This window comes from Paramagnetospirillum magneticum AMB-1 (assembly GCF_000009985.1).
GTDB lineage: Bacteria > Pseudomonadota > Alphaproteobacteria > Rhodospirillales > Magnetospirillaceae > Phaeospirillum > Phaeospirillum magneticum.
Window position 1 is genome coordinate 950,278 of sequence record NC_007626.1, and the last position, 12,223, is coordinate 962,500.

The 12,223-nt window shown below is 65.1% G+C and carries 11 protein-coding genes and 1 tRNA gene; 8 read left to right on the forward strand and 4 right to left on the reverse strand.

The window, feature by feature from the left end; translation table 11 throughout:
* Nucleotides 1-5: 5 nt before the first annotated feature.
* A complete protein-coding gene (locus tag AMB_RS04540; RefSeq protein ID WP_011383333.1) occupies nucleotides 6-2,069 on the forward strand; it encodes a TRAP transporter permease in 2,064 nt (687 codons plus the stop codon).
* A complete protein-coding gene (locus tag AMB_RS04545) occupies nucleotides 2,066-2,422 on the forward strand; it encodes a DUF1850 domain-containing protein (RefSeq protein ID WP_011383334.1) in 357 nt (118 codons plus the stop codon). The genes AMB_RS04540 and AMB_RS04545 overlap by 4 nt, the downstream gene beginning before the upstream one ends.
* Nucleotides 2,423-2,426: 4 nt before the next feature.
* Here AMB_RS04545 and AMB_RS04550 read toward each other — a convergent pair whose 3' ends face one another.
* From AMB_RS04550 to AMB_RS04560, 3 genes are all read right to left on the reverse strand, one after another.
* Nucleotides 2,427-3,710 carry a TRAP transporter large permease gene (locus AMB_RS04550; protein WP_011383335.1) on the reverse strand — a complete coding sequence of 428 codons (1,284 nt, stop codon included), beginning with the start codon at nucleotides 3,708-3,710 and terminating at the stop codon, nucleotides 2,427-2,429.
* A complete protein-coding gene (locus tag AMB_RS04555) occupies nucleotides 3,707-4,408 on the reverse strand; it encodes a TRAP transporter small permease (protein WP_011383336.1) in 702 nt (233 codons plus the stop codon). Before AMB_RS04555 ends, AMB_RS04550 begins: the two co-directional genes overlap by 4 nt.
* A gap of 84 nt (nucleotides 4,409-4,492) precedes the next feature.
* On the reverse strand, nucleotides 4,493-5,506 hold the full coding sequence (locus AMB_RS04560) for a TRAP transporter substrate-binding protein (protein ID WP_011383337.1): 1,014 nt from the start codon (nucleotides 5,504-5,506) through the stop codon (nucleotides 4,493-4,495).
* Between the two features lie 104 nt (nucleotides 5,507-5,610).
* On the opposite strand from AMB_RS04560, the gene AMB_RS04565 reads away from it, so the two are divergent.
* From AMB_RS04565 to AMB_RS04585, 5 genes are all read left to right on the forward strand, one after another.
* Nucleotides 5,611-7,578 carry a sensor histidine kinase gene (locus tag AMB_RS04565; RefSeq protein ID WP_011383338.1) on the forward strand — a complete coding sequence of 656 codons (1,968 nt, stop codon included), beginning with the start codon at nucleotides 5,611-5,613 and terminating at the stop codon, nucleotides 7,576-7,578.
* Entirely contained in the window at nucleotides 7,575-8,177 is a 603-nt protein-coding gene (locus tag AMB_RS04570) for a response regulator transcription factor (RefSeq protein WP_011383339.1), read from the forward strand. Before AMB_RS04565 ends, AMB_RS04570 begins: the two co-directional genes overlap by 4 nt.
* Nucleotides 8,178-8,282: 105 nt before the next feature.
* Complete coding sequence (locus tag AMB_RS04575; protein WP_011383340.1) at nucleotides 8,283-8,933, forward strand: response regulator transcription factor; 651 nt, start codon at nucleotides 8,283-8,285, stop codon at nucleotides 8,931-8,933.
* Nucleotides 8,934-9,436: 503 nt separating this feature from the next.
* Nucleotides 9,437-9,901, forward strand: a complete 465-nt coding sequence (locus tag AMB_RS04580; RefSeq protein ID WP_231848970.1) for a DUF192 domain-containing protein — start codon at nucleotides 9,437-9,439, stop codon at nucleotides 9,899-9,901.
* A 44-nt stretch (nucleotides 9,902-9,945) separates the two neighbouring features.
* Nucleotides 9,946-10,022, forward strand: a tRNA-Pro gene (locus tag AMB_RS04585).
* A gap of 4 nt (nucleotides 10,023-10,026) precedes the next feature.
* Here the strand turns inward: AMB_RS04585 and AMB_RS04590 are convergent.
* Complete coding sequence (locus tag AMB_RS04590) at nucleotides 10,027-11,181, reverse strand: hypothetical protein (protein WP_011383342.1); 1,155 nt, start codon at nucleotides 11,179-11,181, stop codon at nucleotides 10,027-10,029.
* A gap of 218 nt (nucleotides 11,182-11,399) precedes the next feature.
* Here AMB_RS04590 and AMB_RS04595 point away from each other — a divergent pair, with 218 nt between their 5' ends.
* The gene (locus AMB_RS04595; protein WP_043743433.1) at nucleotides 11,400-12,137 is read left to right on the forward strand and encodes a proteasome-type protease; all 738 of its coding nucleotides are present in this window, start codon (nucleotides 11,400-11,402) and stop codon (nucleotides 12,135-12,137) included.
* Nucleotides 12,138-12,223: the final 86 nt, after the last annotated feature.

Below are 12,223 nucleotides of genomic sequence, written 5' to 3' on the forward strand. Positions count from 1 at the left end.
AGGCCATGAGCCAGCAGGACGAAAAGGATGTCGATCTCGCCGAGATCGACACCAAGGGTGAAGTGTTCGGCCATGGCGTCGAATCCAGGGGGATTTTCTGGATCGCCATCGCCTTCTCCGTCTTCCAGATCGTCACGGCGGCCTATTCGCCGCTGTCGTCGTTGCCGGTGCGCTCCATCCATGTGGGCTTCCTGCTGCTGATGGTCTTCGCCCTTTACGCCGCCATGGGGCGGGGCAATCCGGTCAAAGTGGCCACCGCCTGGGCCTTGGGCGGGCTGTCCTTCATCCTGTCGCTCTATCACCTGATATACGAGGGCGAGCTGGTCCAGCGCTCGGGCGATCCCTCGACCACCGATCTGGTGGTGGGGACCGTCATGGTGGCCCTGGTGTTCGAAGCGGCCCGCCGCCTGATGGGCTGGGCCTTGCCGGCGCTTTGCCTGGTGTTCGTGGCCTATGCCGCCTTCGGCGAGATCCTGCCGGCGCCCCTGGGCCATCGCGGCTATGGTTTCGACCAGATCATCAACCAGTACTTCCTGGGCACCGAGGGGATCTTCGGCATCCCCTGCTATGTCTCGGCCACCTACATCTTCCTGTTCATCCTGTTCGGCAGCTTTCTGGAGCAGGCGGGGATGATCCGCCTGTTCACCGATGTGGCCCTGGGCACGGTGGGCCATACCAAGGGCGGTCCCGCCAAGGTGGCGGTGGTGACCTCGGGCCTGATGGGCACCATCAACGGGTCGGGCATCGCCAATGTGGTGACCACCGGGGCGCTGACCATTCCGCTGATGAAGCGTTTCGGCTACCGCTCGGAATTCGCCGGCGCGGTCGAGGCCACCGCCAGCATGGGCGGCCAGATCATGCCGCCGGTGATGGGCGCCGTGGCCTTCATCATGGCCGAGACCCTGAACATCTCCTATGCCGAGGTGTGCAAGGCGGCGGCCATTCCGGCCCTGCTCTACTACGCCTCGGCCATCTGGATGGTGCATCTGGAAGCGGGCATCGCCGGGCTGCACGGCATGCCCAAGGACCAGTGCCCCAGCGCCCAGGGGGCTCTCAGGCGGCAATGGTACCTGATGGTGCCGCTGGCCGCCCTGGTCTATCTGCTGCTGGCCGGCTTCACCCCCATGTTCTCGGGCACGGTGGGCCTGGCGCTGACCGCCATCGTCATCCTGGGATCAAGCATCGCCGCCAATATCGGCGGCATGGCGGGGCGCGTGGTGTTCTGGGGCGTGCTGGGCATCGCCTCGTCCGCCTTCTTCAAGCTGGGCATCAATGTGGTGGTGGTGACCGTCGCCGTGCTGGTCGGCGTCAATTTCTTCGTGCGCGGCGGGCGCGAGACCATGCGCATGACCGTGCGCGGCCTGGTGGAGGGCGCACGCTCCGCCGTGCCGGTGGGCGTCGCCTGCACCCTGGTGGGCACCATCATCGGCACCATGACCCTGACCGGCATCGCCGGCTCGTTCACCCAGGGGCTGGTCTCCATGTCGGGGGGAAGCCTGTTTCTGACCCTGATCCTGACCATGATCGCCTCGCTGATCCTGGGTATGGGCATTCCCACCATTCCCACCTACATCATCACCTCGTCCCTGGTGGCGCCCATGCTGTTCAAGATGGGCGTGCCGCTGGTGGTGTCGCACATGTATGTCTTTTACTTCGGCATCCTGGCCGACCTGACGCCGCCGGTGGGGTTGGCCGCCTTTGCCGCCGCCTCCATCGCGCGGTCCAATTTCTTCGTCACGGGATGGTGGGCGGTGCGCGTCGCCATGGCGGGATTCGTGGTGCCGTTCATGGCCGTCTACGATCCCTCGCTGATGATGGTCAGCGGCTCGCTGTTCGATACGGCCTATGTGGTGATCAAGGCGCTGCTGGCCATCGGATTGTGGGGGGCGGCGACCATCGGCTATCTGTGGGCGCCCATGAAGATGTGGGAGCGGGCGGTGGCGGTGCTGGCGGCCTTCCTGTTGGTGGCGGCGGTGCCGCTGACCGACGAGATCGGCTTCGCCTTGTCGGCCGTGTTCCTGGCCTGGCACTGGATGCGGGCGCGCCGGGTGGCGATCCAGGGGGCATGAGCGGCCTGTGCATGGTGGTGGCCGCCGGTCTGGCGGTCCTGACGCCCTCGGACCACTTCACCCTGGCCTGGACCCATTCGGTGGAAAAGGTGGAGTGGCGCGAGGATTGGCGGGTCGAGTCCGGCCGGCTGGCGCTGGATCAAGCCTCGGTGGCGGGCAGCGGCGCCGGCATGGAACCGCCGCCCGAGGCTGTTCTTCGGGATGACCGCTGGGTGTGGTCGCCGGGGATCGTCATGGACGAGATCGTTCTGGCCCGCTCGGATTTCACCGCCGACTGGCGCCTGTGCGTGAACGGCGTCTGTGGTGATCTGAAAAAAGAAGAGGGGCAGACCCGGCTGCGGGCCTGCCCCTGAGGCTTTACATCACCCCCAACGCCCGGGGCAGCCAGATGGACAGCGGCGGCCAGTAGGTCACCACCATCAAAAAGCCCAGCATGGCCAGCAGCCAGGGCCACACCGCCACGGTCAGCTCGGTGATGCCCATCTTGGTGATTCCCGATGCCACATAGAGATTGAGGCCCACCGGGGGGTGGCACATGCCCACCTCCATGTTGACCACGATCAGGATGCCGAAGTGAATCGGGTCGATGCCCAGCTTCATGGCCACCGGGAACAGGATGGGAGCCATGATCAGCACGATGGAGCTGGGCTCCATGAAATTGCCCGCCACCAGCAGCAGCACGTTGACCACCAGCAGGAAGGCGATCACTCCCAACTCCTTGCCGACGATCCAGTCGGCGATGGCGTGGGGAATGTTCTCGTTGGCCAGGACGAAGCTGAACAGCACCGCGTTGGTGATGATGTACAGCAGCATGGCCGACATGGAGGCCGAGGACAGCAGGATCTTGCCCACGCCCTTCAGCGGCATATCCTTGTAGACGAACACGGCGATCAGGAAGGCGTAGACGGCGCTCATGGCCGCCGCCTCGGTGGGGGTGAAGACACCGGTATAGATGCCACCGATGACGATGACGATCAGGGCCAACCCCCAGATGGCCTCGCGGAACGCCCGGAAACGCTGGGCCCAGGTGGCGGGGGGCAGACGAGGATAGTCGTTCTTCCAGGCGATGTACCAGGTCACCGCGCCCAGCACGGTGGCCAGCACCAGGCCGGGAATGACGCCGGCCATGAACAGGGCGCCCACCGAGGTGTTGGTGGCCACCGCGTACATGACCATCACCAGCGAGGGCGGGATCAGGATGCCCAGCGCGCCCGAGGTGGTGATGACGCCCGCCCCGAACTTGTTGGGGAAGCCCTGCTTGACCATGGCGGGCAGGATGATGGAGCCGATGGCCACCACCGTGGCCGGGCTCGATCCCGACACGGCGGCGAACAGGGCGCAGGCCATGACGCCGGCCAGGCCCAGGCCGCCGTACCAGTGGCCGACCATGGCGGTGGCGAAGTTGATCATGCGCCGCGCCACGCCGCCATGGGTGAGGAAGTTGCCGGCCAGGATGAAGAACGGGATCGCCATGATCTCGAACTTCTCGATGCCGGTGAACAGCTTCAGCGCCACGGATTCGATGGGAACCTGGGTGAAGAGGAACAGAAACGACAGGACGGTGAGGCCCAGCGAGATGGAAATGGGCATGCCGGTCAGCATCAGCACGATCAGCAGCCCGAAGATGACGGCGGAGTTCATGGCCGCTTCTCCCCCTGGTGATCACCCTTGTCGTCTTTGGCGTCCTTGGGGTGAAGATTGTCCGACATCTCGAACCAGTTGATGTCCTGGGCGGCGCGCTGGGGATCGGTGGTGTCCTCTTCCAGCCCTTCCACATGGCCGTGGTCGTGATGGGGCAGCTCGCCGGTCCGGATGAAGCCGACGCAGACCTGCAGGAAGCGGAAGCACATCAGGGCCGAGCCCAGCGGAATGGCCGAATAGACCACCCAGGTGGGGGCCTCCATGTCCGGGGTGATGGGGCCTTCGTAGAGATCGCCGGTGGGCAGGCCGAAGGCGTGGAGGAAGGCGTAATGGGCGCCGTTCTCCATGACGAAATGGCCGCCCATGGTGGCGACGATGCCGGTGAACAGCGCGCCGGCCAGCAGGCCGAATACGATCAGCTTGGCCCGCCATTGGGGATCGAGGCGGTTGATGACCACGTCGACGCCCACGTGGATGCCGGTGCGTACGCCATAGGCGGCGCCGAACTTGGCCATCCACACGAACATGATGATGCACAGTTCCTGGGCCCAGGAAAAATCCAGGTGCCCGACCAGGGGATACAGCAGGGCGGTGCCTGCCGCATAGCGTTGCAGAACGGCGACGAAGATGATCAGCGTCGCCGTGCCCATGAGAAAGGCAATCAGCCATTCTTCAAGGTGATCAAGGGCTCTCAGCATGGGGCCTCCCACGAAAGCCGAAGGATTGGAAGCGGACGAGGGACGAAGGGGCGCCCAACACGCCCCTTCGCCATCAGACCGGAATCAGTTCTTGAAGCCGAACTTGGCGGCTTCCTTGTAGAACGATTCGATCAGGTCCTTGCCGACCCGGCCTTCCATGTCCTTGTGCACGGGCAGCAGCGCCTTGCGCCAGGCCTCGATCTCGGCGGCGGAGGGGTCATGGAACTCGGTCTTGCCCGAAGCCTTCATGGCCTTCACCGCGTCGTCGTTTTCGGTCTGGGCAATGGCGTTGGCGAAGACGCTGGCTTCGCTCATGGCGCCTTCCAGGGTGGCCCGGATATCGGCCGGCAGGCCTTCCCAGAACTTCTTGTTCACGATGACCGCATAGCCGAGATAGCCATGGTTGGTCATGGTGGCGTGCTTTTGTACCTCGTGCATCTTCTGGGTGTACATGTTGCTGGGCGGGTTCTCGGTGCCATCGACCACGCCGGTCTGCAGCGCCTGATAGACCTCGGAGAAGGCCATGACCTGGGGCAGGGCGCCGAGCGCGCGCATCTCGGCGTCCAGCACCTTGGAGGACTGGATGCGCATCTTGACGCCCTTGAGATCGCTGGGGGCCTTGATGGGCTTGTTGGCGCTCATGATCTTGAAGCCGTTATCCCAATAGGCCAGGCCGATGATGCCCTTGCCTTCCAGCTTCTTCAGCAGACTGGCGCCCACCGGGCCGCCGGTCACCGAGCGCAGCACGTCCTTGCTGGGGAAGATGTAGGGCAGGTCGAAGACCTCGAATTCCTTGACGCCCAGGGGGCCGAACTTGGCCAGGCTGGGGGCCAGCATCTGGACGGCGCCCAATTGCAGGGCCTCCATCTCCTCCTTGTCCTTGTAGAGCTGGCTGTTGGGGTAGACCTCGACCTTGACGCGGCCCTTGGTCCGCTCCTCGGCCAGCTTCTTGAAGTACTCGGCCCCCTTGCCCTTGGGGGTGTCCGGAGCGACCACGTGGCTGAACTTGATGACGATCGGCTGTGCCTGCTGCGCCATGGCGCTGCCGGCGAGAACGCAGGCGGCGATGGCCCCCGCGATGAGGGTTCCCAACTTCATGATATTTCCTCCCAAGTCGCCTGTTGCCCAGGCTATTCCACACTACTATAGGAATCGCGGCGCAGCTCGGCCATTGTGGTGTTCCACACCGGTACCAAGGTCCTATGAACGCACCCCGATCCCTCAGAGACCGTCAGGCCATCCAGGCGATGCCCGTCATTGCCATGGGGCTGGTGGTCATGCTGCTGGGCGTCCTGCTGTGGCTGCTGCACCGTAACGAGGTGGAGGAGGAGCGGCGAGCCCTGATCCAGGACATCCTGTGGGTCGAGCAGAACCTTTACTTCCATCTGTCGTCCGGGGTCGAGCGGCTGGGGCAGCTGGCCGAGATGGCCGGGCGCGACGGCCCCTGGTCCGACGAGTTCGTCCTGCAGGGCAAGGCACTGGTCACCGCGGCTCCCGAGATCGAACGGGTGATCGTCCGCGACGGCATCGGCGCGGTGGTCCAGTCCCTGCCGCCGGTGGAAAGCGGGGCGGCCCTGGGCGGCGATTCCGAGTGGGCCAACACCTTCGCCCTGTCCCGCTCCTCGGGCCGTCCGGTTTATGGCCCGCCCTACACCGTGGAGGGCAAGGGGGCGCGCTTCGAGGCGCAGGTACCCATTTTCCGCGGCGGACGGTTCGCCGGAACCGTGGCCGGGGTGTTCTCGCTGGACGCCATGCTGGCCAATCGCGTGCCGTGGTGGTTCGCCCAGGCCTACCGGCTGGAAATCCAGGACGGCAACGGCACCTTGCTGGCCGCCAAGTCCCAGCTGTCGCCCGCCGAGCCCGGGGCCAGCTACACGCTGCGCTTCGAGCCCCCCGGCCACGGGCTGGAGCTGGTGGCCATCTCCTACCACAGCGACCCGCAACTGCTGCGCAACGTGCTGGCGGCGGCCATCTTCATCCTGTCCATCCTGTCGGTCTCCAGCCTGTGGGCGCTGCGCCGCCATGTGCGCCGCCGTCTGGCCGCCGAACAGGCGCTCAGGACCGAGCATTCCTTCAGGAAGGCCATGGAGGATTCGCTGACCGTGGGCATGCGCGCCCGGGACCTGGAGGGCCGCATCACCTATGTCAATCCGGCCTTCTGCCACATGGTGGGCTGGACCGCCGACGAACTGGTGGGCACGGTGCCGCCCATGCTCTACTGGGTGCCCGAGGATCTGGAGCATACCTACGAGCTGCATCGGGCGGTGATGCGCGGCGAGGCGCCGGCCGAGGGTTTCGAACTGGTGTTCCGGCGCAAGAACGGCGAACGCTTCAGCGCCCTGATCTACGAGGCGCCGCTGATCGATTCCGATGGGCGCCACACCGGCTGGATGGCTTCGGTGCTCGACATCACCGAGCGCAAGCGGGCCGAGGAGCTGTCGCGCCAGCATCAGGAAAAGCTGCAGCATACGGCGCGGCTGATCACCATGGGCGAGATGGCCTCGACCCTGGCCCACGAGCTGAACCAGCCGCTGTCGGCCATCGCCTCCTATGCCACGGGGTGCCTCAACCGGCTGTCCGCCGGCGATGCCCGGCCCGAGGAACTGGTGCCGCCGCTCACCAAGCTGGGGGCGCAGGCCCAGCGGGCCGGACAGATCATCCGCCGCATTCACGATTTCGTGCGCAAGAGCGAGCCCCTGGTGGTGCCCTGCCTGCTGGACGAGATCATCGAGGGCGTGGTGGGCTTTCTCGAACCCGATGCCCGCAAGCGCGGCATCCGCATCGACCTGGACCTCAGCCTGACCCCGGGCGCCGCCCGGCCGCGGGTCGAGGCCGATCACATCCTGATCGAGCAGGTCATCCTTAACCTGGTGCGCAACGCAATGGAGGCCATGGGCCACACACCGAGGCCGCAACGCCGCCTGACCATCTCGTTGCAATGCGCGGACGGGCAGGCCAGAATTCGCGTCGCCGACCGGGGAACGGGGATTCCTCCCGAAATCGCCGCCAATCTGTTCAGTCCGTTCTTCACCACCAAGGAAACGGGAATGGGAATGGGGCTGAATATTTGCCGCTCTATCGTCGAGGCCCATCGGGGCCATCTGTGGTTCGAGGAGAATCCGGGCGGCGGCAGCGTTTTCCTCTTCACCTTGCCGGAGATGGCTGGATGAGCAAAGGCGTAGTCTATATCGTCGATGACGACGAGGCGATTCGGGACGCGCTGGGCTGGCTGTTCCAGTCGCGCGGCGTCACCGCCCAGTGCTTCGCCTCGGCCGAGGACTTCCTGTCGGTCTGGAGCGTGCCGTGCAGCGGCTGCTTGGTGCTCGACATCCGCATGGACGGCATGACGGGGTTGGAACTGTTCGACCGCTTGTGCGAGATGGGGGCCAAGCTGCCGGTGATCTTCCTGACCGGTCACGGCGACGTTCCCATGGCGGTCTCCGCCCTGAAGAAGGGAGCCCGCGACTTCGTCGAGAAGCCGTTCAACGATAATGATCTGGTCGACAAGGTGATCGAGGCCCTGGCCTGGGAGGCCGAGCGCGTCGCCTCGGCCGCCGACGCCGCCTCGCTGGCCCAGCGCCTGGAAAGCCTGACGCTGCGCGAACGCCAGGTCATGGACAAGGTGCTGGCCGGCAAGCTCAACAAGGTCATCGCCGATGACCTGGGCATCACCATGCGCACGGTCGAGGTCCACAGGGCCCATCTTTTCGAGAAGATGGGCGTCAAGACGGCGGTCGAACTGGCCCAGATTCTTTCCCAGCGCCGCTGACGGTCGGCGCGGGTTTACAAGTGGCCCGGTGTGGTTCATCTTCTCTCGCGGGTGGCCTTGTGCCCAACCCATTGATGGAATTGCCTTAACAAGGACAGGTCGGTCATGACGGCGGCTCACGAGATTTACGTGGTGGATGACGATCCCGCGGTGCGGGACTCGCTGCGCATGCTGCTGGAGGCCGGCGGGCACGCCGTTCGCGCCTATCCCGATGCCGAGAGCTTCATCGCCGAGGGAATGACGGGCACCGGCCCCGGTTGTGTGGTCGCCGACGTCCGCATGCCCGGCCTCAGCGGTCTCGACCTGCTGCGCATCCTCCAGGATCGCGACATCGACCTGCCGCTGATCGTCATCACCGGCCATGCCGATGTCAGCATGGCGGTCCAGGCCCTGAAGGAAGGGGCCTGCGACTTTATCGAGAAGCCCTTCGACGATTCCGTGTTCATGGCCGCGGTGACCAAGGCGCTGTCCCGCAGCGAACGCGCCTGGGTCGAGCGCCGCCGCCTGGACGGCATCGAGGCGCGGGCCAATTCACTGACGCCGCGTGAATACGAGGTGATGGTGCTGGTGGCCCAGGGCCTGTCCAATAAGGCCGCCGCCCAGGAGCTGGGGATCAGCGTGCGGACCGTCGAAATTCACCGTGCCCGCGTCATGGAGAAGATGGCCGCCGACAGCCTGTCGGCCCTGGTCCGCATGGTGCTGGAGCTGGAGGAATCGGGGCGTCTGGTCCATGACGAGGATTCCGCCCCGGTCTGAAGGCTGCGAAACATAGCCGTCCCAAATTGAAAGGGGCGCCGGTTTGCACCGGCGCCCCTTCGTTTGACCAGAAAGCGGAAACGCAACACTGTGCGGTCGCATCTCCCTGCCAAGGAGGGTGGGGATGGGCGGGAAGGCCCCCCAGGGCAGTATCTCCGGTTCTGGCCTTCGGGGGCTTTCGCCCCTGTCCAGCTCACGAAGTAACTGTAGCAAAGTATTCGCAAGGTGAAAACAGGAAAATCACCCGCTCAATTTGATGCAATGGTTGCGCTAACTACGCCTATATTTAAAAAGGTATTTAGGTAAAATTTTATCTAAATCCGTCGGGTCGTTAATTTCCAGGCTATCAGGCGTTGCTCACTGTAGCGCTTCCGGTGTTGCGCCATTCAAAAACGGGCGGCGGAAGCGGCCAAGGAGGGATAGCGACCTAGGTATATTGTCCTCGCTTGTCTCGGCGGTTCCGTCGGGGCACCATGGGGCCTTCAACGATGAGGGGGTATGGCATGCTTCGGGCTGTCCTGGTGATGATCCTGATCCTGCAGGGCCTTTCGGCGACGGCCAGGGCCGAGGCTGTGATCTTTGGCGCCTCGCGGCTGGAGGTGATCACCCAGGGCGGCAAGCGGCATGCCTTCGCCGTGGAACTGGCCACGACGCCCGAGCAATTGTCCCAGGGTCTGATGTTCCGCCGCGATCTTCCCGCCGGCAACGGGATGTTGTTCGACTTCGGCCTCCCTCGCCAGGTTGCCATGTGGATGAAAAACACCCTGATCCCCTTGGATATGCTGTTCATGGACAGGACTGGGCGGGTGATCCATGTGGAGCAATACACCGTGCCCGGCAGCCTCGAGCCGCGCGGTCCGTCAGAACCGGTGCTTGGCGTGCTGGAACTTCCCGCCGGGACGGTACGGCGGCTGGGGCTTTCGGCCGGCGACCGGGTTTCCCATCCCATGTTCGAGCGGGGGCGCTGAAGCCGCCTTGCGCTTCGGCGCCAAACCCCTTACTTTCCGCCGCACGGGGCGTAGCTCAGCCTGGTAGAGCGCCAGCTTTGGGAGCTGGATGTCGGAGGTTCGAATCCTCTCGCCCCGACCACTTCCTAGAGAAAGACCTTGTTGGCCGGCCAGTCGCAGGGCTGGACCATGCCCGGCCGGCTGCCGCCGAACGGGATGCCGGAGAACAGGGAAAAGCCCAGCGACACGGCGCGCTTGATGTCCTGGCCTGACGAGGCGTTCCACAGGGCCAGATCCAGTCCGCTGCCCTTGACCTCGTGGGCCACCACGGCCAGCAGGGCGTAGAGGGCCGAATGGGTGAAGGCCGCCGATTTGGCCTGGGCCTCGTTGAAGCACAGATAGCTGACGCCGCAATCCTTGAGGAAACGGGCCAAGTCGGGCTCGGGGAAGATGCGCACGCCGACGCTGGCGCCGCCCGCCAGCAGGGCGCGGATGACGTCGCGCAGCCGCGTCCGGCTGGCCGAGCCGACGGCGCCGGTCAATTCCACCATCAGCCCGCCGGGGCAGAAGGCGCCGACCCTCTGGATATCGGCGGTGACCACGGCGCAATCGGTCATGGCGTGATCGTTGAGGACCTGGGGCATGACCACCAGACCGGGGCTGACCGCCGCCGCCGCCGCCGCGTGCCGCAACTGGATATTGCGATCCCGGGCCAGCGGGTCCTGCTCGCCGGCCAGTTGGACGGCGTCGTCTAGCAATTCATGCCCCTGAAACAGGCGCTTGGTCATGGCCCGGTTGCCGATGATCGCCTGCCGCCCCGCGTCCCAAAGCGGCTGGAACACCACCTGAAGGGGGACGCCGGTGTGATGCTCGTGGATATCCAGCACGGTTTCCATGGCGGGCAGGGCGGCGGCGGCGGGGCGGGGGCGCAGGCGGTCCAGGGGCAGGACCTGGACGGTGACGTTGATGTGGCCGGAAGACTTTCCGAACAGCCGCTCTCTGATCTCGCGCGAGATGGCGGTGGCCTTGACCATGCCCTCTGTGTCGCTGAGGCCGGGAAAGACCAGCATGTACTTGCCTGGCTCGAGGGGGACGCAGGCATCCTCGGAGCCCAGGCGATGCTGAATGATGTGCTCGGCGATGGACAGGGCCTTGGGCAGCGAGCCCTTCAGGGCGGAATCATCGCCTTCGGCCAGCACGCTGACCAGATGGATGCGGCCGAAGCTGCCCTGTCCACCCCGGTCGAGCATGGTCCGGATAAGGGCCTCGAAGGCCTCGCGATCGGTGAAGTGTTCCGCCATGGTGGTTCGGCCCCTACGGCATGTTCCCGGGATGATATCCGAGCGGCTAAGCCTGGGATATACGACTCAATACCAATGAAAGGGGTGCTTGCCGCCTGGGCAGGCCGTGCCCTGAATTTGGGCGATCGTCGGTCAGCGGGCGGAAAAGTCCCCGGAATTCTCCTGGCCCGTTCCTTGCGTCGGGCTTGGGCTCAATGGGATGCATCGAGGGGGATGTCGTGAGCTATTGTCTTGGGATGCGGCTGAAGGCCGGTCTGGTGTTCGTTTCGGATTCGCGCACCAATGCCGGGGTGGACAGTGTCGCCACCTTCAAGAAGTCCTACGTCTTCGACGGAGCCGAGGATCGGGTGATCGTCATCCTTACCGCCGGCAATCTGGCCATCACCCAGTCGGTGATCAGCCTGCTGGAGGAACGCCTTCATGGCCCCGACCGCTCGCGCTCGCTCTATGGCGTCAAGTCCATGTACGAGGTGGCTCGTCTGGTGGGCGATACCCTGCGCGAAGTCCACGCCATCGACGGCGCCCATCTGAAATCCCATGGCGCCGATTTCATCGCCTCGCTGATCGTCGGCGGGCAGATCCAGGGACGGCGCATGCGGCTGTTCAACGTCTACGCCGCCGGCAATTTCATCGAGGCCTCGGACGAGACCCCCTATTTCCAGATCGGCGAGACCAAATACGGCAAGCCCATCATCGAGCGGGTGATCACCGTCGACACCTCGCTGGAGGAGGCGACCAAGTGTGCCCTGGTCTCCTTCGACTCGACCATCAAGAGCAACATCTCGGTGGCGCCGCCCCTCGACGTCACTCTGGTGCCCGCCGATGGTTGCCGCGCCTCGGTGCGCTACCGCGTCGCCGACGACGATCCCTATTTCCAGATGGTGCGCCGCGCCTGGGGCGAGGGGCTGCGCAAGCTGTTCACCCAGCTGCCCGATCCGGACTGGGCGGGGGGCTGAGCGGGACCGGGGCGTCCGCCCCGCGCCCCGACCGGGAGTTAGGTCTCCCGGACCCTCTTTTCATTTCATAAGGCGAGACCAGATCC

Coding starts and splice junctions, on each gene's coding strand:
- AMB_RS04540 (WP_011383333.1), top strand. CDS start 6: ATGAGCCAGCAGGACGAAAAGGATGTCGATCTCGCCGAGATCGACACC.
- AMB_RS04545 (WP_011383334.1), top strand. CDS start 2,066: ATGAGCGGCCTGTGCATGGTGGTGGCCGCCGGTCTGGCGGTCCTGACG.
- AMB_RS04550 (WP_011383335.1), bottom strand. CDS start 3,710: ATGAACTCCGCCGTCATCTTCGGGCTGCTGATCGTGCTGATGCTGACC.
- AMB_RS04555 (WP_011383336.1), bottom strand. CDS start 4,408: ATGCTGAGAGCCCTTGATCACCTTGAAGAATGGCTGATTGCCTTTCTC.
- AMB_RS04560 (WP_011383337.1), bottom strand. CDS start 5,506: ATGAAGTTGGGAACCCTCATCGCGGGGGCCATCGCCGCCTGCGTTCTC.
- AMB_RS04565 (WP_011383338.1), top strand. CDS start 5,611: ATGAACGCACCCCGATCCCTCAGAGACCGTCAGGCCATCCAGGCGATG.
- AMB_RS04570 (WP_011383339.1), top strand. CDS start 7,575: ATGAGCAAAGGCGTAGTCTATATCGTCGATGACGACGAGGCGATTCGG.
- AMB_RS04575 (WP_011383340.1), top strand. CDS start 8,283: ATGACGGCGGCTCACGAGATTTACGTGGTGGATGACGATCCCGCGGTG.
- AMB_RS04580 (WP_231848970.1), top strand. CDS start 9,437: ATGCTTCGGGCTGTCCTGGTGATGATCCTGATCCTGCAGGGCCTTTCG.
- AMB_RS04590 (WP_011383342.1), bottom strand. CDS start 11,181: ATGGCGGAACACTTCACCGATCGCGAGGCCTTCGAGGCCCTTATCCGG.